The organism is Angustibacter sp. Root456, assembly GCF_001426435.1.
GTDB lineage: Bacteria > Actinomycetota > Actinomycetes > Actinomycetales > Angustibacteraceae > Angustibacter.
On sequence record NZ_LMER01000003.1, the window covers coordinates 80,762 to 98,248 of the forward strand.

Annotated in this window: 21 protein-coding genes; 14 read left to right on the top strand and 7 right to left on the bottom strand. The window is 73.3% G+C overall.

The features are described from left to right. Positions 1–8: 8 nt before the first annotated feature. The 3 genes from ASD06_RS04240 to ASD06_RS04250 all read right to left on the bottom strand — a co-directional run bounded on the left by ASD06_RS04240 (position 9) and on the right by ASD06_RS04250 (position 1,973). Positions 9–428 carry a DUF4870 domain-containing protein gene (locus ASD06_RS04240; RefSeq protein ID WP_082537693.1) on the bottom strand — a complete coding sequence of 140 codons (420 nt, stop codon included), beginning with the start codon at positions 426–428 and terminating at the stop codon, positions 9–11. Positions 429–534: 106 nt separating this feature from the next. Beyond that, positions 535–1,035, bottom strand: coding sequence for a DUF4870 domain-containing protein (locus ASD06_RS04245; protein ID WP_056673664.1), 501 nt, complete (start codon positions 1,033–1,035; stop codon positions 535–537). A 62-nt stretch (positions 1,036–1,097) separates the two neighbouring features. Next, positions 1,098–1,973 (bottom strand): DUF3097 domain-containing protein, encoded by an 876-nt coding sequence (locus tag ASD06_RS04250; protein ID WP_056673730.1) that lies wholly within the window; start codon positions 1,971–1,973, stop codon positions 1,098–1,100. Positions 1,974–2,003: 30 nt separating this feature from the next. Here ASD06_RS04250 and ASD06_RS04255 point away from each other — a divergent pair, with 30 nt between their 5' ends. The 4 genes from ASD06_RS04255 (at position 2,004) to ASD06_RS04270 (ending at position 5,667) form a co-directional block, all read left to right on the top strand. Continuing rightward, on the top strand, positions 2,004–2,648 hold the full coding sequence (locus ASD06_RS04255) for a Pr6Pr family membrane protein (RefSeq protein WP_056673667.1): 645 nt from the start codon (positions 2,004–2,006) through the stop codon (positions 2,646–2,648). Positions 2,649–2,697: 49 nt separating this feature from the next. Further along, positions 2,698–3,717, top strand: coding sequence for a heat-inducible transcriptional repressor HrcA (gene hrcA / locus ASD06_RS04260; protein ID WP_056673669.1), 1,020 nt, complete (start codon positions 2,698–2,700; stop codon positions 3,715–3,717). A gap of 80 nt (positions 3,718–3,797) precedes the next feature. Then, complete coding sequence (gene dnaJ, locus ASD06_RS04265) at positions 3,798–4,919, top strand: molecular chaperone DnaJ (protein ID WP_056673674.1); 1,122 nt, start codon at positions 3,798–3,800, stop codon at positions 4,917–4,919. Between the two features lie 4 nt (positions 4,920–4,923). After that, the gene (locus ASD06_RS04270; protein WP_056673677.1) at positions 4,924–5,667 is read left to right on the top strand and encodes a 16S rRNA (uracil(1498)-N(3))-methyltransferase; all 744 of its coding nucleotides are present in this window, start codon (positions 4,924–4,926) and stop codon (positions 5,665–5,667) included. 12 nt (positions 5,668–5,679) lie between these two features. Here the strand turns inward: ASD06_RS04270 and ASD06_RS04275 are convergent, their stop codons facing one another. The 4 genes from ASD06_RS04275 to ASD06_RS04285 all read right to left on the bottom strand — a co-directional run bounded on the left by ASD06_RS04275 (position 5,680) and on the right by ASD06_RS04285 (position 8,366). Further along, positions 5,680–6,384 (bottom strand): peptidoglycan-binding protein, encoded by a 705-nt coding sequence (locus tag ASD06_RS04275; protein WP_056673680.1) that lies wholly within the window; start codon positions 6,382–6,384, stop codon positions 5,680–5,682. 1 nt (position 6,385) lies between these two features. Further along, the gene (locus ASD06_RS18745) at positions 6,386–6,550 is read right to left on the bottom strand and encodes a hypothetical protein (RefSeq protein WP_157371499.1); all 165 of its coding nucleotides are present in this window, start codon (positions 6,548–6,550) and stop codon (positions 6,386–6,388) included. A gap of 98 nt (positions 6,551–6,648) precedes the next feature. Then, complete coding sequence (locus tag ASD06_RS04280; protein WP_056673683.1) at positions 6,649–7,728, bottom strand: Gmad2 immunoglobulin-like domain-containing protein; 1,080 nt, start codon at positions 7,726–7,728, stop codon at positions 6,649–6,651. Then, positions 7,725–8,366, bottom strand: a complete 642-nt coding sequence (locus tag ASD06_RS04285; protein ID WP_082537694.1) for an RNA polymerase sigma factor — start codon at positions 8,364–8,366, stop codon at positions 7,725–7,727. Before ASD06_RS04285 ends, ASD06_RS04280 begins: the two co-directional genes overlap by 4 nt. A 70-nt stretch (positions 8,367–8,436) precedes the next feature. Between ASD06_RS04285 and ASD06_RS04290 the strand changes: the two genes are divergently transcribed. The 10 genes from ASD06_RS04290 to ASD06_RS04330 all read left to right on the top strand — a co-directional run bounded on the left by ASD06_RS04290 (position 8,437) and on the right by ASD06_RS04330 (position 17,090). Continuing rightward, positions 8,437–8,802: an HIT domain-containing protein gene (locus ASD06_RS04290; protein ID WP_056673735.1), complete on the top strand. Its 366-nt coding sequence runs from the start codon at positions 8,437–8,439 to the stop codon at positions 8,800–8,802. Beyond that, complete coding sequence (locus ASD06_RS04295; RefSeq protein ID WP_082537704.1) at positions 8,799–10,199, top strand: serine hydrolase; 1,401 nt, start codon at positions 8,799–8,801, stop codon at positions 10,197–10,199. Before ASD06_RS04290 ends, ASD06_RS04295 begins: the two co-directional genes overlap by 4 nt. 103 nt (positions 10,200–10,302) lie before the next feature. Continuing rightward, positions 10,303–11,382 carry a PhoH family protein gene (locus ASD06_RS04300; RefSeq protein ID WP_056673686.1) on the top strand — a complete coding sequence of 360 codons (1,080 nt, stop codon included), beginning with the start codon at positions 10,303–10,305 and terminating at the stop codon, positions 11,380–11,382. Beyond that, positions 11,379–11,846: an rRNA maturation RNase YbeY gene (gene ybeY / locus ASD06_RS04305; protein ID WP_056673688.1), complete on the top strand. Its 468-nt coding sequence runs from the start codon at positions 11,379–11,381 to the stop codon at positions 11,844–11,846. The genes ASD06_RS04300 and ybeY overlap by 4 nt, the downstream gene beginning before the upstream one ends. Continuing rightward, positions 11,843–13,165, top strand: a complete 1,323-nt coding sequence (locus ASD06_RS04310; RefSeq protein ID WP_056673691.1) for a hemolysin family protein — start codon at positions 11,843–11,845, stop codon at positions 13,163–13,165. The genes ybeY and ASD06_RS04310 overlap by 4 nt, the downstream gene beginning before the upstream one ends. Continuing rightward, the gene (locus ASD06_RS04315) at positions 13,162–14,064 is read left to right on the top strand and encodes an EamA family transporter (RefSeq protein WP_157371501.1); all 903 of its coding nucleotides are present in this window, start codon (positions 13,162–13,164) and stop codon (positions 14,062–14,064) included. The genes ASD06_RS04310 and ASD06_RS04315 overlap by 4 nt, the downstream gene beginning before the upstream one ends. Further along, positions 14,061–14,975, top strand: coding sequence for a GTPase Era (gene era, locus ASD06_RS04320; RefSeq protein WP_056673694.1), 915 nt, complete (start codon positions 14,061–14,063; stop codon positions 14,973–14,975). Before ASD06_RS04315 ends, era begins: the two co-directional genes overlap by 4 nt. A gap of 67 nt (positions 14,976–15,042) precedes the next feature. Beyond that, positions 15,043–16,074 carry an aspartate-semialdehyde dehydrogenase gene (locus ASD06_RS04325; protein WP_056673745.1) on the top strand — a complete coding sequence of 344 codons (1,032 nt, stop codon included), beginning with the start codon at positions 15,043–15,045 and terminating at the stop codon, positions 16,072–16,074. A gap of 148 nt (positions 16,075–16,222) precedes the next feature. Beyond that, complete coding sequence (locus ASD06_RS18750; protein ID WP_157371502.1) at positions 16,223–16,366, top strand: hypothetical protein; 144 nt, start codon at positions 16,223–16,225, stop codon at positions 16,364–16,366. 205 nt (positions 16,367–16,571) lie between these two features. Then, complete coding sequence (locus ASD06_RS04330) at positions 16,572–17,090, top strand: DinB family protein (protein ID WP_200941878.1); 519 nt, start codon at positions 16,572–16,574, stop codon at positions 17,088–17,090. Positions 17,091–17,487: the final 397 nt, after the last annotated feature.

The following is a 17,487-nucleotide window of genomic DNA, read 5'->3' on the forward strand; positions in this document are numbered from 1 at the left end:
CGGGTCGGTCAGCTCACCAGCGTCGGCGTGAGCGGGTACTGGTAGTCCTGGCCCCGGTTGGCGGCCAGGGCGGCGACGACCTGCAGCACGATCGCAGCGACCGCGACCACGACGGCGGCGAGCACGAAGGCGAACAGGCCGATCCCCAGGGTGAGCACCGCGAGCGGCACGGCGACCACGAACCCGAGCACGCTCACGATGAGCAGCATGATCTGGAAGTTCAGGGACGCCGCGGCGTGCCGGCGGACGAACGCCGAGCGGTCCTTGTACATCAGGTAGACCACGAGCGGCCCGACGACGGGCAGGCCGACGATCGAGCCGGCGAACGGCGCGAGGTGGGCGAGCATCGCCCAGGTGCGCTCGTCCGACGGCGACATCGGCGGCCGCGCTGCATAGGGCGGGTGGGGCGGGGGGTACGGCTGGCTCAACAGGCGCCCTTCGGTGGCGGTACCGGCGTGGTGACCGCGATCCGGCAGCCTTGGCGGCCGGATCGCGGTGACCATCCAGGTGGTGGGACTACTTGAGGAGGTGGGACTACTTGATGAGGCGCAGCGTCACCGGGTAGCGGTACCGCTCGCCGCGGTTGGCCGCGATGCCGGCCATGATCGCGAAGACGATGCTGATGACCCACACGGCGAGTAGCACCAGGAAGCCGATGAGGATGACGCTGAGCACGCCCCCCACGACGTAGCCGATGAGGATGGCGATCTGGAAGTTCAGCGCCTCCTTGCCCTGGTCGTCGACGTAGGCCGAGCGCTCCCGGAAGACCAGCCAGACCACCAGCGGGGCGAGGAAGCCTAGGACGATGCCGCCGAGGTGGGCGAGCATCGCCCACATGCGCTCGTCGCTGTCGCTCATGGGGGCGGCGGCGGTGGGCTGGCCGTACGCCGGCTGGCCCGGGTAGCCGCCCGGCGCGCCGGGGGCGGGCGGTGGCGGCGTCGGCGGCTGGCCGTAGGTCGGCGGCGCCGGCGGCGGCGTCGCGCCTGCGTCCGGCTCACCCTCACGCGAGGCGTTCGGGTCAGGCTGCTGGGTCACTGTTCCTCCCGGTGGTGGTCTCCCCTGTGCGCCCGACAGCGTAGGGGAGCAAGCACCTGCGGTCAGCCGTCTTCGGGATCTGCCGTCACGAAGTCGATCAGCTCCTCGACCCGGCCGAGCAGCGCCGGCTCGAGGTCGGCGTACGACCGCACGGTCGCGAGGATGCGCTTCCACCCCTGGGCGACGTCCACCTGGGTGGCGTGCGGCCAGCCGAGGTGGGCCAGCACGCCGCGCTTCCACTCGACGTCGCGGGGGATCGACGGCCACACGTCGAGCCCCAGCCGCTCCGGCCGCACCGACTGCCAGACGTCGACGAACGGGTGGCCGACGACGAGCAGGTGCGGTGCGAACCGGCGCTGCGCCACGGCCTCGGCCACCAGCCGCGACTCCTTCGAGCCGGGCACGAGGTGGTCGACCAGGACGCCGAGCCGGCGGCCCCGCTCGGGGGCGAAGTCGCGCACCGCCGCCGCGAGGTCGTCGACGCCGTCGAGCATCTCGACGACGACGCCCTCGACGCGCAGGTCGTCGCCCCAGACCTTCTCGACGAGCTCGGCGTCGTGGCGTCCCTCGACCCAGATGCGCGAGCCTCGAGCGAGCCGCGCCCGCGCGTTCTGCACGGCGGTGGAGCCGCTCGCGGTCCTGGTGGGCCGCTGCGCAGCGGCAGCAGCCGCCACCGGCCGGGTCAGCACCACCGGCCGCCCGTCGACGAGGAAGCCCGGGCCCAGGGGAAAGCCGCGCACGCGCCCGCGCCGGTCCTCCAGGTGCACGACGTGCACACCGCCCGCCTTCTCGGTGCGCACGACGGCCCCGCACCAGCCGGTCTCGACGTCCTCGACCACCAGACCGAGCTGCGCGGCGACCTCGGTGCTGCGCCCGCGCGCCGGCACCTTCCAGTCGCCCGCGAGCACGTCGTCGCCGTATCGATCCACGGCGGCGATGCTACGAGCCTGCCGCCCTACAGTGCCGCCATGACGCTGTCTCGGGCGTGGCACGGCGCTCTGGCGCTCGTCGCCACAGCGAACCTCCTGCTCCAGCTGGTGCTCACGGCGACGGCGAGCGACGACACTCTCGGCGTGCGTCTGGTGCGGCTGGTGAGCTTCTTCACCGTGCAGAGCAACGTGCTGGTCATCGTCGCGGCGGCGACCCTGGCCCTCGACCCGGTGCGCGATGGGCGGTGGTGGCGCGTGCTGCGCCTCGACGCGCTCGTGTGCATCACCGTCACCGGCGCGGTCTACCTGGTGGTGCTGCGCCCGCTCGTGGAGCACGACGGGTGGGCTTCGACGCTGACCGACTCGGTGTTCCACTACGTGGTGCCGGCGGCCACGCTGGTGGGCTGGCTGGCGTTCGGGCCCCGGCTGCGCATCGACGGGCGCGCCGTCGCGGCCTCGCTCGGCTTCCCTCTGCTCTGGCTCGCCTACACCCTGGCTCGCGGCGCCGTGGTGCACGAGTACCCGTACCCGTTCGTCGACGTCGATGAGCTGGGCTACGGCCAGGTGCTGCTCAACTGCGTCGGCGTGGCCGTCCTGTTCATCGCGCTCGCCCTGGGGGCGTGGGGCCTGGAGCGAGTGCTGCCGCGTCGGGCGGATGCGGCGTCCGCGGCGTCGGCGCCGTAGACTTGGCACTCAGAAGCAGGGAGTGCCAGCGCGGCGGAGGAGGTGCCGGATGAGCGACGAGCGTCGGCTCGCCGTCCTGCGGGCCATCGTCGAGGACTACGTGCAGACCCGTGAGCCCGTCGGCTCCAAGGCGCTCGTGGAGCGCCACCAGCTCGGCGTCTCGAGCGCCACGATCCGCAACGACATGGCGGCGCTGGAGGACGACGGCCTCATCGCCCAGCCGCACACCAGCGCCGGGCGCGTTCCCACCGACGCCGGGTACCGCCTCTTCGTCGACAAGCTCACCGAGGTCAAGCCGATGTCGGCGCCCGAGCGGCACGCGATCGCCGGGTTCCTGTCGGGGGCCGTCGACCTCGACGACGTCGTCGACCGCACCGTCCGGCTGCTGGCCTCGCTCACGCAGCAGGTCGCGGTGGTGCAGTACCCCTCGCTCACGCGCTCGACCGTGCGCCACATCGAGCTGGTGCCGCTGGGCGCCCAGCGCCTGCTGGTGGTGCTCATCGCGGGCACCGGCCGGGTCGAGCAGCGGGTCGTCGAGACGCCGACCGTCATCGACGACGCCGTGCTCGGCGAGATCCGCGCCCGGATCAACGCCGAGTCGGCCGGCCGGCTGCTCACCGAGGCTGCGACCCGGTTGCGCTCGCTCCCTGACAAGCTGTCGCCCGACGACCGCGAGCTCGCCCGCTCGGTGGTGGGCGTGCTGCAGGACGCGCTGGTCGAGGAGCGCGAGGAGCGCGTGGTGATGTCGGGCGCGGCCAACCTCACCCGCTTCGGTCAGGACTTCCCGGGCAGCATCGGCCCGGTGCTCGACGCCCTCGAGGAGCACGTCGTGCTGCTGCGGCTGTTCGGCGAGCTGTCGGGCGACCCCAGCGCGGTTGCCGTGCGCATCGGCCACGAGATCGACCACGAGGCGCTGCGCACCACCTCCGTCGTCACCAGCGGCTACGGCACCGGGCGCGACGTCGTCGCCGGGCTGGGCGTGCTCGGCCCGACGCGCATGGACTACCCCACGACCATGGCCACCGTGCGCGCGGTCGCGCGCTACGTCTCCCGGGTGCTCGACGGGTAGGCCGCACCCCGCGCACCCCGCACCACCGCCCGCCGTCGCGCCCGGCGCGACACCCACCGACCGCGTGAAGAGAAGGACCCTTGAGCGACCACTACGAGACCTTGGGCGTGGCCCGTGACGCTACGCCTGAGGAGATCAAGAAGGCCTACCGCCGCCTGGCCCGCCAGCTGCACCCCGACGTCAACTCCGGGCCCGAGGCCGAGGAGGAGTTCAAGAACGTCAGCGCCGCCTACGACGTGCTGAGCGACCCGGCCAAGCGGGCGGCGTACGACCGCGGCGGTGACCCCTTCGGCGCCGGGGCGGCCGGCTTCGGCCAGGGTTTCTCGTTCACCGACATCATGGACGCCTTCTTCGGCGGCGGCGCGACGGGCGAGCGCGGCCCGCGTTCGCGCCAGCGCCGCGGGCAGGACGCGCTGATTCGCGTGCAGGTCGACCTGCGGGACGCCGTGTTCGGCACCGAGAAGGAGATCTCGGTCGACACCGCCGTCGGCTGCCCGACGTGTCACGGCGACGGCGCGCAGCCCGGCACCGGCACCCGCACCTGCGACGTCTGCGGGGGTCGCGGCCAGGTGCAGCACGTGCAGCGCTCCTTCATGGGCAACGTGATGACCTCGCGCCCCTGCACCACCTGCCAGGGCTTCGGCACCGTGATCTCCAACCCCTGCATCCAGTGCTCCGGCGAGGGCCGGGTGCGCTCGCGGCGCAGCCTCACGATCCGCATCCCCGCGGGTGTCGACACCGGCACGCGCATCCAGCTCGCGGGCGAGGGCGAGGTCGGCGCGGGCAACGGCCCGGCCGGTGACCTGTACGTCGAGATCGCGGTGGCGAACCACGCGACCTTCGTGCGGCGCGGCGACGACCTGCACGCCACCGTGGCGCTGCCCATGACGGCGGCGGCCCTCGGCACGAGCATCACCCTGGAGACCCTCGACGGCGAGCAGACGCTCGACATCGAGCCCGGCACCCAGTCGGGGCAGGTGACGACCCTGCGCGGCTTCGGCGTCACGCACCTGCGCGGAGGTGGCCGCGGCGACCTCGTCGTCCACGTCGAGGTCAACACGCCCAGGAACCTCGACGACGAGCAGCGGGCGCTCCTGCAGCAGCTGGCGGTGCTGCGCGGCGAGGAGCGGCCCGAGGGGCGGCTGGCCACGCACGGCAGCGGCTTGTTCGGCCGGTTGCGGGACGCCCTCAGCGGGAAGTGACGGCGTGACGGCGCCGCTGTTCCTCGTCGACGAGGGCGCGCTCGACGGCATCGGTGCGGGTGCGACGTACGTGCTCGACGGCGCGGAGGGCCGCCATGCGGCCACGGTGCGCCGGATCGGTGTGGGGGAGCGGGTCGACCTCGCCGACGGCGGCGGCGCCGTCGCGCGCTGCACCGTGACGGCGGCCGAGCCCGCGCGGCTGGTGCTGCGGGTCGACGAGCGCGATGTCGAGCCCGAGCCCGAGCCTCGCTTCGTGCTCGTGCAGGCGCTGGCCAAGGGCGATCGCGACGACCTCGCGGTCGAGGGGGCCACCGAGCTCGGCGTCGACGAGGTGGTGCCGTGGCAGGCCCAGCGCAGCGTCGTGATCTGGCGCGGCGAGCGCGGTGAGAAGGCGCGCCGCAGGTGGCAAGGCACGGTGCGCGCCGCGGCCAAGCAGGCACGCCGCGCCCGCGTGCCGCAGGTCGGCGCGCTCGCCCACGCGGACGACCTCGTGCGGCGCGTGCAGCAGGCGGCGCTCGCGGTCGTGCTGCACGAGGACGCGCAGACGCCGCTCGCGGGCGTCGAGCTGCCGGCCGCCGGTGAGGTGCTGCTCGTGGTCGGCCCCGAGGGCGGGGTGAGCCCGCAGGAGCTGGCGCGGCTCGAGGAAGCCGGCGCCGTGGCGTGCCGGCTCGGGCCTCACGTGCTGCGCTCGTCGACCGCCGGGCCGGCGGCGCTCGCCGTCCTCAGCGCCGCCGCTCGCTGGGGCTGAGCCCTCCGCCGCTCAGCGGACGGCGTTCAGCAGTCGCCAGGTCTTGGGCCCCACCATGCCGAGGCCCTGCAGGCCGTGGCTGCGCTGGAACGCGCGGACGACGGCGAACGTGTCGTCCCCGAAGTCGCCGTCGACGTCGAGCGCCCGCCCGCCCAGCACCGCGTGGTGGTTCTCGGCGGCGAAGTTCAGCCGGGCCTGGATCCACTTCACGTGGCTGTGCTTCGGGCTGTTGCGGGCCACCGGCGACCCTGGGAACGGCCGGTCGAGGACGCCGATCGCGGTAGCGCCCACCTGCGTGACCACCGCGCCGACGAGCCCCGGCGCGAAGCCGAGGCCGCGGGCCACGACCGGCCAGCCGATGGTCGCGAACAGCCGGTGCGGCACCGGCTCGCGGCCCAGCGCGGCGCAGATGATGCCCGAGACGTAGCCGGAGCAGTCACCCCCGTGCCGGGACGTCGGCACGCTGGCCCAGACGTACGGCTGACCGACGCAGGCGTCGGCGTAGCCCTTGGCGCGCAGGGCCTGAGCGTCCGAGATCTGCAGGTGGAACCGGTGGCGGAACAGCGGGTGCGCCGCACCTCGCGCCACCGATCCGCGGATGCAGCCCACCGAGCCCTTCGACTCGTAGTTGACTCCGCCCAGCGTGCAGGCGGTGTGCCCGATGCCGGTGCGGCTCTCCGCCGGCAGCATCACGCCCACGAGCAGCAGCTTCGGCATCTCAGTTGCCCTCGGCATCGAGGGCTGGCGTCGCGGGATCGGCTTGGCTCGCCCTGATCGCCGCGACCTCCGCGTCGCTGAGGTCGGGGTCGTCCGGCGGGTCGTCACCGACGTCGACGTCTTCGCCGTCGAACAGCTCGCTGGGGCCGGTCTCGGTGTCCTTCATGGCGATCACCTCAGACCCATGGTGGCGTCGCGACGCCGGGCTGTCTGCGTTACGGCCCAACGATCTCAGCCGACGTCGCGACACTTCGGACGAACCGCTCAGCGGACGACGAAGGTGCGAGTGTCCTCTCGGTCGGGCCCGCTGCCCGAGGCCGGTGCCTCGTACGCCCGGAAGGTGTAGGTGCCCGGGGCCAGCGACCCGAGGGCCACCTGCCAGGTGCCCCGCTGCGGGCAGCCGCTGCTGGCGGTGGTGTGACCGGTCGACACCGTGACGTCGCCTCGCGTCAGCTCCCACGAGAGGGCGGCCTCGAAGACGCACGCCGATCCGTGCACGGTCACCGGTGAGCCGACGGCCTGACCCTCGTCGGGGACCTCGACCCAGACCGAGCCGAGGACCTCGTAGCTCGGGGTCGTCCGGTGCACGACGCCTCCCACCGGCTCGTGCCCGAAGAGCGTGCCGGGTGCGCCGTCGATGAGCACCCGGACACCGAGGTGGGCGTCCTGCGTGACGGCGCTCGCCGTCCACACCAGCTGCTGCACGGCGAGCCGCGCCTGCTCGGCGGTTCGTCCCCCGGCCTGTGCTTCGCCCGCCGGGACGTCGACGGTCACGACGTCGGCCGAGCGGGTGACCTTCAGCGGTTCGGTGCGAGGCAGCCACGGGGAGGTGAGGTCGGGGTCGCCCACCGCCTGGTTCATCGTCGCCTCGTCCAGAGCCAGCTGCAGCCGCGCCGCCGTCGTGTCGGCGAGGGTGCGGCGGTGGAACTCGCGGAACAGCGCCCACCGGTCGCCGTCGCGGCCGAGGTAGTAGACCGGAAGCACGGCCGTGGCCGGCTGGCCGTCCGCGGTGGTTGGTGCAGTCGTCGCGTTCGTGCTCGCCGGAGAGGACGCGGGAGTGCTGACCTGTGTCGTCCGCGACCCGCCGCTGGGCGTCACGTCGTCGCGGCCGGTGCCGAGCAGCTGGGAGCCGACGGCGGCCAGCGTCGCGACGGCGGCGACCGCGGCCACGGCAGCCGGCCACCTCGTGCGCCGGGCCGCACGCCGGCGGACGTCGTCCAGCCGGTCTCGAGGCTCGACGGACGCGGCGTCGTCGGCGAGGGCTCGCTGCAGCGCCGCGGCGGTCGGGTCGTCGTCCGGCGCCGGAAGTCCGCTCAGGCTGGTGGGATCGTGGTCGCGGCTCATGGCTGCGGCTCCTCGGGAGGCTGGGGGGCGTCGCCGGACGCACCCTGGACGGCCAGGGCCCGGCGCAGCGCCGCCAGGCCGCGGTGGGCGTGGCTCTTGACCGCACCCGGGCTGATCTGGAGGGTCCGCGCGATCTCCTGCTCGGACAGGTCGAGGTGGTAACGCAGGACGAGCACCTCGCGCTGGCGCTGGGGCAGTGCCAGCAACGTGGCGGTGACGGCGCGGTGCTCTGCACCCGCGACCACGAGGTCCTCGGCGCTCGGGTGCACCCACTCACCTCGCGGTGCCGGGTCGAGCCGCGTCGGCCCGCCGGACGCCGTCCACCGGTCGCGCACCGCGCGCCGGCGGTGCGCCGTGCGCGACCCGTTGACCACGCAGGTGCGCAGGTAGGCGAGTGCCTGGTCGGGCTGGTCGAGGCGCGCCCAGCGCCGGTGCATGCTGACGAACGCGTCCTGCGCGACGTCCTCGGCCACGGCCTGGTCGCGCACGAGCAGGAACGCCAGCCGCACGAGCGAGCGCCAGTGCGCCCGGTAGAGCTCCGTCAGCGCCTCGTCGGCCGACCACCGCGAGGCGTCGTCGAGGCCGGCGCGCGGGTCGGGGGACGTCACGCTCACCACCTCTCGCTGGACGATCTCCATGCAGTCTGCACGCGCGAGGTACGCCGGGGGTTTACCCCGGCGCGGCGTGGGTTTCGCTAGCCTCGGGACCGTGAGCCAGACCACCCCGACACCGCACGATCCCGAGTGCGTGTTCTGCCGCATCGCGACGGGTGAGATCCCGGCCACGATCGTCGCGCAGGACGACCACGCCATCGCCTTTCGCGACCTCGAGCCGCAGGCGCCGTTGCACGTGCTCGTGATCCCCCGCGCGCACTACCAGGACGTCGGGGCGCTGGCTCACGGCGACCCGGACGCGCTGGTGGCCGTCACCCGGCTCGCGGCGCAGGTGGCGGCGGACGAGAACGGCGGCCAGTTCCGTTTCGTCTTCAACAGCGGACCGCAGGCCCACCAGAGCGTCTTCCACGCGCACGGCCACGTGATCGGTGGTCGCGACATGACGTGGCCGCCCGGGTGAGCGGCGAGCGGGTTCCTGAACTGCCCGACCAGCTCGCGAACACGCTGCGGCGCAAGGTCTCGGGCGCTCAACGCGACTGGCGCGCGCCGTCCGTTGTGGCCCGGGTCGTGCGCCGCGGCGCCGTGCAGCTCGACGCCTTCGCAGGAGCCGCCGACCTCGGCGCCGACGGCCTCGCCGACCCCGCGCTGCTGAGCGCCGGTGCCGACGTCCAGTACCGCATGGGCTCGATCACCAAGACCTTCACGGCTGCGCTCGTGCTGCAGGCCCGCGACGAGGGCCTGCTCGACCTCGACGACGAGGTCGGCGCCCACCTCGACGTGCCGGCACACGGGGGCGCCACGCTGCGCCGCATGCTGTGCCACCTGTCGGGACTGCAGCGCGAACCGGTCGGCGAGGTGTGGGAGACGCTGCGCGGCCCCGACCTCGACGCCCTGCTCGCCGACCTGGCTCAGGCCGAGGCCGTGCTCTCACCCCAGGAGCGCTGGCACTACTCCAACCTCGCCTTCGCGCTGCTGGGCCAGGTGGTCGCGGCACGACGCGGCGCGCCGTGGGCCACGGTGCTGCACGAGCGGCTGCTGGAGCCCTTGGGGCTGCGGCGCACGACCACCGCACCCACCGCTCCGGTGGCGCGCGGCTACTTCGTCGACCCGTACGCCGACCGGCTGCACCCCGAGCCGCTGTTCCCCGGTCACGCCTTCGCCCCCGCCGCCGAGCTGTGGACGACCGTCGCCGACCTCGCCACCTGGGGCGCCTTCTGGGCCGAGCCCGACCCCGCGGTGCTCGCCCCGGCCACCGTCGCCGAGATGACGCACCTGCACGCGATGGCCGACCTGCAGCAGTGGACCCTCGGCTGGGGTCTCGGTCTGATGCTGCACCGCCGTGGTGAGCGGATGCTCGTGGGCCACGACGGTGCCATGCCGGGGTTCCTGGCCAGCCTGGTGATCGAGCGCGGCAGCGGCCTGGTGGTCGCCGTGCTGACGAACACCAGCCGGGCGGCCGACCCGGCGTCCCTGGCGCTCGACCTCGCCGAGACCGTGCTCGACGCCGTGCCCGACGAGCCGCAGCCGTGGCGTCCTGGCGCGCCGGTGCCTGCCGACGTCGAGCCCTTGCTCGGCACCTGGTGGGCCGAGGGCATCGAGTACGCCGCGTCATGGCGCGCGGGCAGTGAGCCCGACGTCGACGGCGCCGAGGGCGGTCACCTCGAGCTGCGTGCTGTGGCCGCCCCGCCGAGCAAGCCGCCCGCCGTGCTGCGGCGCGAGGGGGAGCGGTGGCGGGTGGCGTCTGGCCGCGAGCAGGGAGAGGTGCTGCGCGTCGTCCGCGATGCGTCGGGCGCGCCGACGCGGCTGTACTGGGCGACGTACCCGATGACCCGCCGGCCGCTGCCGTTCGGTCAGTAGCGTCAGGAGGGGGCAAACCGGGTGGGGGGTGTCGGCGTCCGCGGCTACGATGATCGGGTCCCGACCACCGCAGCGAAGGGGTTGCAGGCCGCGCAGGCCGCCCATGAGCGACACACCGACTGACTCGTCCCAGCCCGCTGAGGCCACCCCGGCGCCGGACCCGTCCGCACCGCACACGATCGTCGTCGCGCCCGACGTGCCGATGGTCTCGCTGCTGGGCCCGGGGGACGAGCTGCTGCGGACGATCGAGCGCGCGTTCCCGCGCGTCGACGTGCACGTGCGCGGCAACGAGATGACCGTCACCGGGCCGCCCGCCGAGGTGGCACTGCTCGAGCGGCTCGTCGACGAGCTGCTCACCGTGATCGCGGCCGGCCAGCCGCTCACGCGGGACGCCGTCGACCGCTCCGTGGCCATGCTGCGCCAGCAGACCACTGAGCGGCCCGCCGACGTGCTGACGATGAACATCCTGTCGAACCGCGGCAAGAAGATCCGGCCGAAGACGCTCAACCAGAAGCGCTACGTCGACGCGATCGACGACAACACGGTGGTGTTCGGGATCGGGCCGGCGGGCACGGGCAAGACCTACCTCGCGATGGCCAAGGCCGTGCAGGCGCTGCAGGCCAAGCGGGTCAACCGGATCATCCTCACCCGCCCGGCGGTCGAGGCGGGCGAGCGGCTCGGCTTCCTGCCGGGCACGCTCACCGAGAAGATCGACCCCTACCTGCGGCCGCTCTACGACGCGCTGCACGACATGCTCGACCCCGACTCGATCCCGCGGCTCATGGCCGCCGGCACCATCGAGGTCGCACCGCTGGCGTACATGCGGGGTCGTACGCTCAATGACGCGTTCATCATCCTCGACGAGGCGCAGAACACCTCGGCCGAGCAGATGAAGATGTTCCTGACCCGCCTGGGGTTCGGCTCCAAGATCGTGGTCACCGGCGACGTCACCCAGGTCGACCTGCCGAGCGGCACGCAGTCCGGTCTGCGCGTCGTCCAGCAGATCCTCGACGGGCTCGACGACGTCCACTTCGCCATGCTGACGAGCCACGACGTCGTCCGGCACCGGCTGGTGGGAGAGATCGTCGACGCCTACGGCCGTTGGGACGCCGGCCAGCAGGATCGCGACGCCGAACGCCCTGCGCTGCAAGGCAACCGGGCTGCGCGCAGGTCGCGTCGATGAGCATCGAGGTCAACAACGAGACCAGCTTCGAGTGCGACGAGCGCGAGCTGGTGCTGCTCGCCCGCCACGTCCTCGACGCGATGCGCGTGCACCCGCAGGCCGAGCTGTCGATCGTGCTCGTCGACGAGCCGGCGATGGAACGGCTCCACGTGCAGTGGATGGACCTGCCCGGCCCCACCGACGTGATGAGCTTCCCGATGGACGAGCTGCGACCGGGCAGCGACGACGAGGAGCCCGAGCCGGGCCTGCTCGGTGACGTCGTCCTGTGCCCGTCCGTGGCGCACAAGCAGGCGGCCGAGGCCGGCCACACCACGGCCGAGGAGCTGCTGCTGCTCACCACCCACGGCATCTTGCACCTGCTGGGCTTCGACCACGCGGAGCCGGACGAGGAGAAGCAGATGTTCGAGCTGCAGCGCCGGCTGCTGCTCACGTTCCTGGCCGAGCGAGGTCGCCCCACCTCATGAGCGCCTCCGACGTGCGCCTCGCGCTCGCCGTCGTCCTGCTCGTCGTGCTCGCGGCTGCCCTCGCGGCAGCGGAGGCGTCCATCTCGCGCGTCAGCCGGCTGCGCGCGGAGCACCTGGTCGACGAGGGGCGTCGCGGCGCCGGCTCGCTGCTGCAGGTGACGACCGCGAGTGCGCCGTACCTGTCGGTGTCGACGTTCGTGCGCGTGGTCTGCGAGTCGTTCGCCGCCGTCTTCGTCACCATCATGGCCACGCGCGCGTTCGAACGGCAGTGGGTCGCGCTGCTCGTCGCCGCAGCCGTCATGGTGGTCGCGTCGTTCGTGCTCGTCGGCGTCAGCCCGCGCACGCTCGGCCGCCAGCACTCGGAGGTGGTCGCCCTCGTGGCGGCACCGGTGCTGGTGATGCTGGCCCGGCTGCTCGGCCCCCTGGCCCGCCTCCTGGTGACCATCGGCAACGCCGTGACACCCGGTCGCGGCTACCGGGACGGGCCGTTCGCCAACGAGGCCGAGCTGCGCGAGCTGCTCGACCTGGCCGGGGAGAACGCCGTGATCGAGGCCGACGAGCAGGAGATGCTGCACTCGGTGTTCGAGCTCGGCGACACCATCGTGCGCGAGGTGATGGTGCCGCGCACCGACATGGTCACCATCGAGCAGGACAAGGTGCTGCGCCAGGCGCTGTCGCTGTTCCTGCGCTCGGGCTTCTCGCGCATCCCCGTGGTGGGCGACGGCGGCGCCGACGACGTGCTCGGCATGCTCTACCTCAAGGACGTCACGCGCCGCGTCTACAGCGACGCCGCCTCGGAGCAGTCGGTGCCCGTGACCGTGGTGATGCGCCCCGTGCTCTACGTGCCCGAGAGCAAGCCGGTCGACGACCTGATGCGCGAGATGCAGCGCGACCAGACGCACGTCGCGATCGTCGTCGACGAGTACGGCGGCACCGCCGGCCTGGTCACCATCGAGGACGTGCTCGAGGAGATCGTCGGCGAGATCACCGACGAGTACGACCGCGAGGACGCCGCGGTCGAGCGGCTCGACGACGGCAGCGTGCGGGTGCGCTCGACCCTGCACGTCGACGAGCTCGGTGAGCTGTTCGGTCTCGAGCTCGACGACGAGGACGTCGACACGGTGGGCGGCCTGCTGTCGAAGGCGCTGGGGCGCGTGCCCATCCCGGGAGCGCAGGCGGTGGTCGAGGGACTCGAGCTGACGGCGGAGCGGCCGGCGGGGCGGCGGCACCGGATCGCCACGGTGGTCGTGCGCGACGTCCGTGAGGAGATGGCTGAGCTCGCGCGGGGCGCCGAGAGCGACGAGCAGGCACCGCAGTGACGGCGGACGCCGGGCGTCCCGCCCGCGGCGGCCTGCTCGTGCTCGCCGCTGCGGCGCTGTTCGGCACGATCGGCACCGCGCGCGTGCTCGGCCCCGACGCCCCGGCTGCCTCGGTGGGCGCGGCTCGGCTCGTGGTGGCCGCGCTGCTGCTGGTCGCGTTCGCCTGGCCGCACCTGCGCGGCGGAGGCGCGACGGCTGAGCTGCGCCGCCCCGCCACCGTGGTCGCCGGCGTGGCCCAGGCGGCGTTCCAGGTGACGTTCCTCGCGGCGGTGGTGCTCACCGGCGTCGCCGTGGGCACGCTCGTGGCGATCGGCTCGGCCCCGCTGTTCGCCGGCCTCATCTCCCGGCGGGTGAGCGCGCGGTGGGCGATCGCCACGGCGCTCGCGGTGGTCGGGCTGCTGTTGCTCGTGCTCGGCGGCGGTGCCGCGCGGCTGACGCTCGGCGGCACGCTGCTGGCTCTGGGCGCCGGGCTGTCGTACGCGACCTACACCGTGGCCACGGGACGCGCGGTGGCCAGCGGAGCGGTTCCGGCCGTCACCACCGCAGTGGCCTTCACCGTCGCCGCGGTCGTGCTGCTGCCGGCCCTGGCCCTCACCGACCTGCACTGGCTCGCCACGCCGTCGGGGCTGCTCATGGCGGTCTACCTGGGCCTGGTGCCGACGGCGCTGGCGTACCGGCTGTTCGCCGCCGGGCTGCGCAGCGTCGCGGCATCGGTGGCCTCGACGATCGGGCTGGCCGAGCCGGTCGTGGCCGCGCTGCTCGGCGTGCTGGTGCTGGGCGAGCGGCTGTCGGCGCTGGGTTGGCTCGGTGCCGTGCTCGTGCTGCTCGCGCTCGCGCTGGCGGCCCGACGTCCCGCGGCACCCCGAGCATCGCCCGAGCCTGCGACACTGGGTGGATGAACGAGCACCGGTCGGGCTTCGCCTGCATCGTCGGGCGACCGAACGCCGGCAAGTCCACGCTGACGAACGCGCTCGTCGGCGAGAAGGTCGCGATCACCTCGAGCAAGCCGCAGACGACACGGCACGTGATCCGCGGCATCGTCACCCGGCCGGACGCCCAGCTCGTGCTCGTCGACACCCCGGGCCTGCACCGCCCGCGCACGCTGCTCGGGCAGCGGCTGAATGACCTCGTGCGCGAGACGCTCAGCGAGGTCGACGTCGTCGGCTTCTGCCTGCCCGCCGACCAGAAGGTCGGGCCGGGCGACCGGTTCATCGCGAACGAGCTGGCGGCGATCCGCCGCGAGGGTCGCGGCACGCCCGTCATCGCTCTCGCCACGAAGATCGACCTGGTCGACCGGGCGCACCTCGCCGAGCACCTCATCGCGATCGACCAGCTCGGCACGTGGGACGACATCGTGCCGGTGTCGGCCGTGCGCGACGAGCAGGTCGACGTCGTCGCCGACGTCCTGGTCAAGCACCTGCCTGAGGGCCCGCCGCTCTACCCCGACGGCGAGCTCACCGACGAGCCCGAGGCGGTGATGGTGGCCGAGCTGGTGCGCGAGGCGGCCCTCGAGGGCGTGCGCGACGAGCTGCCGCACAGCCTGGCCGTGGTGGTCGAGGAGATGCTGCCGCGCGAGGACCGACCTGCCGACAGCCCGATGCTGGACGTGCGCGTCAACCTGTTCGTCGAACGGCCGTCGCAGAAGGCGATCGTCATCGGGCGCCGGGGCGCTCGGCTCAAGGACGTCGGAACGCGGGCGCGGCACTCGATCGAGGCGCTGCTCGGGCAGAAGGTCTACCTCGATCTGCACGTCAAGGTGGCCAAGGACTGGCAGCGCGACCCCAAGCAGCTCCAGCGCCTGGGGTTCTGACCCCAAGCTGCGTCTCGGGGAGCGGGCGGCCCGCCGTCCAGTGCGTGAGAGCGCCTACCCTGGTGCCATGCGCGTCGCGGTCTTCGGAGCCACAGGTCAGGTCGGCGGGGTCATGCGGACCCTTCTCGCCGAGCGGAGCTTCCCCTTGGACGACGTCAGGTTCCTGGCGTCGTCCCGCTCGGCCGGCAGCACGCTGCCGTGGGCCGGGGGGACGGTCACCGTCGAGGACTCTGCGACGGCCGACCTCAGCGGCATCGACATCGCGCTGTTCAGTAACGGCAAGGGCGCCTCGCTCGAGCTGGCGCCCCGCGTGGCTGCAGCCGGCGGCATCGTGGTCGACAACTCCAGCGCCTGGCGCATGGACCCGCAGGTGCCGCTCGTCGTCAGCGAGGTGAACGCCGACGACCTCAGCGACACCCCCAAGGGCATCGTCGCCAACCCCAACTGCACGACCATGGCCGCGATGCCGGTGCTGTCGCCGCTACACCGCGAGGCCGGTCTGCGGCGGCTGTACGTCTCGTCGTACCAGGCGGTGTCGGGCTCGGGCGGCAAGGGCGTCGCCGAGCTCGACGAGCAGGTGCGCAAGGTGGCGGACGTCGCCGCCGGGCTCGCGTTCGATGGCCGGTCGGTCGAGATGCCGCAGCCGAACGCGTACGTGAAGCCGATCGCCTTCAACGTCCTGCCGCTCGCCGGGTCGATCGTCGACGACGGCAGCGGTGAGACCGACGAGGAGCAGAAGCTCCGCAACGAGAGCCGCAAGATCCTGCACATCCCCGACCTCGCCGTCGCCGCCACCTGCGTGCGGGTGCCGGTGTTCACCGGCCACAGCATGGCGATCCACGCGCAGTTCGAGCGTCCGCTGTCGCCCGAGCGCGCCACCGAGCTGCTCGCGGGTGCCGAGGGCGTCGAGCTCTCCGACGTCCCGACGCCGCTGGACGCCGCGGGCCGCGACCCGAGCTACGTCGGCCGGATCCGCACCGACCCCACGGTCGAGGGTGGCCGGGGTCTCACGCTCTTCGTCGTCGGTGACAACCTGCGCAAGGGCGCGGCCCTCAACGCCGTCCAGATCGCCGAAGAGCTGCTCGCGCGCCGCTTCTGAGCTGCGGCTGCGTCGGTGCCGCCGCTGCACGCTGACGAGCTGCTGCTCGACCTGTCGCTCGTGCGCCGGCTCGTCGATACGCAGTGCCCCGCCTGGGCCGATCTCGAGCTGAGGACGGCGGACGACTCGGGCGGCCTGGCTGCCCATGGTGAGCCGGGCCGTGGGCGTCCGGGTGCCGGAGGTGGTGCACCTCGGCGAGCCGGCCCTGGGCTACCCGGAGCGGTGGTCGGTCACCACGTGGTCGCCGGGGCGCCGCGCCAGCAGCTGGCCGACGACCTCGCGCGCGGTGTGAGACCAGGCCTGCGGGGCCTCGCGCAGCCGCGAGCCGAGCACCGCCGCCTGGTACCACGCCGACCTGCCAGTCGAGAAGGGCCTTCCGTCGCGCGATGGACGTCGACGACGCCGGCTGGGCCGTCTCGCGCGGCTGGGCGGTCTTCATCGCGATGATGACGTTCCCGTACTACGGCACGTCCATGCCGGGTCGGTAGGGTGCGCCGGTGGGTGAACCCGGGATCAGCGAAGTCGACCGCCTCCAGTACTTCCTGGATCAGCAGCGTCAGGCCGTCCTGGCCATCATCGAGGGCCTCGACGAGGCGCAGCTGCACGCCGCCGTGCTGCCGTCCGGCTGGACGCCCATCGGTCTGGTGCTGCACCTCGCCGGGGCGGAGGCGATGTGGTTCCAGCGAGTCGCAGCGGGCACGCAGCCGACCGTGACATGGACGGACGGCGTCGTGGATCCGCCCTACGACCCGGATGCGGCGTTCGTCACGCAGCACGACAGCGCCGCCGTCATCGAGCACTACCGGGCGCAGTGCAGGATCTCGGACGAGATCTTGCGTTCCCGCGGCCTCGACACGTCTCTGCCGGGACAGCACGGAATCCCGTGGCCGGATGAGCCCATCACGGACCTGCGCTGGGTGGCGCTGCACCTGATCGAGGAGACCGCCCGCCACGCCGGGCACCTTGACGCGGCGCGCGAGCTGCTGGACGGCCGGACCGGGCTCGGCCCCCGCTAGGTGTCGGCAGTGCCTTACTGGACGAGCAGGCAGAACGGGTGGCCCGCCGGGTGAGGGTGACGTGCTTGATCACCTCGCCACGGCACAGCGGCACCACCAGGCCGATTGCCGCTCCCACCGGGCGCACGCCAGCCTCCGGCGGCGGCGGATCCCCCAGCGGCAACGCCGAACAGCTGCCCAGGGTCAGCACGCAGAGCAGAAGGCTGCTTCCTCGCCAGGCGCGCAGAGACGTCCGCATGCAACGCCTCGCAGCGCGCGAAGGGCGCAACGACGCAGCATCGTTCGTGGCCACCGAGCCAGTACGAGGTCGCTCTTGCCGATCGCGGCGGACGTCCGCTCATGGCTCCCTTCTGTGTCAAGACGCCGCTGGCAGGGCGGTCGTAGGCTGAGCGCAGGC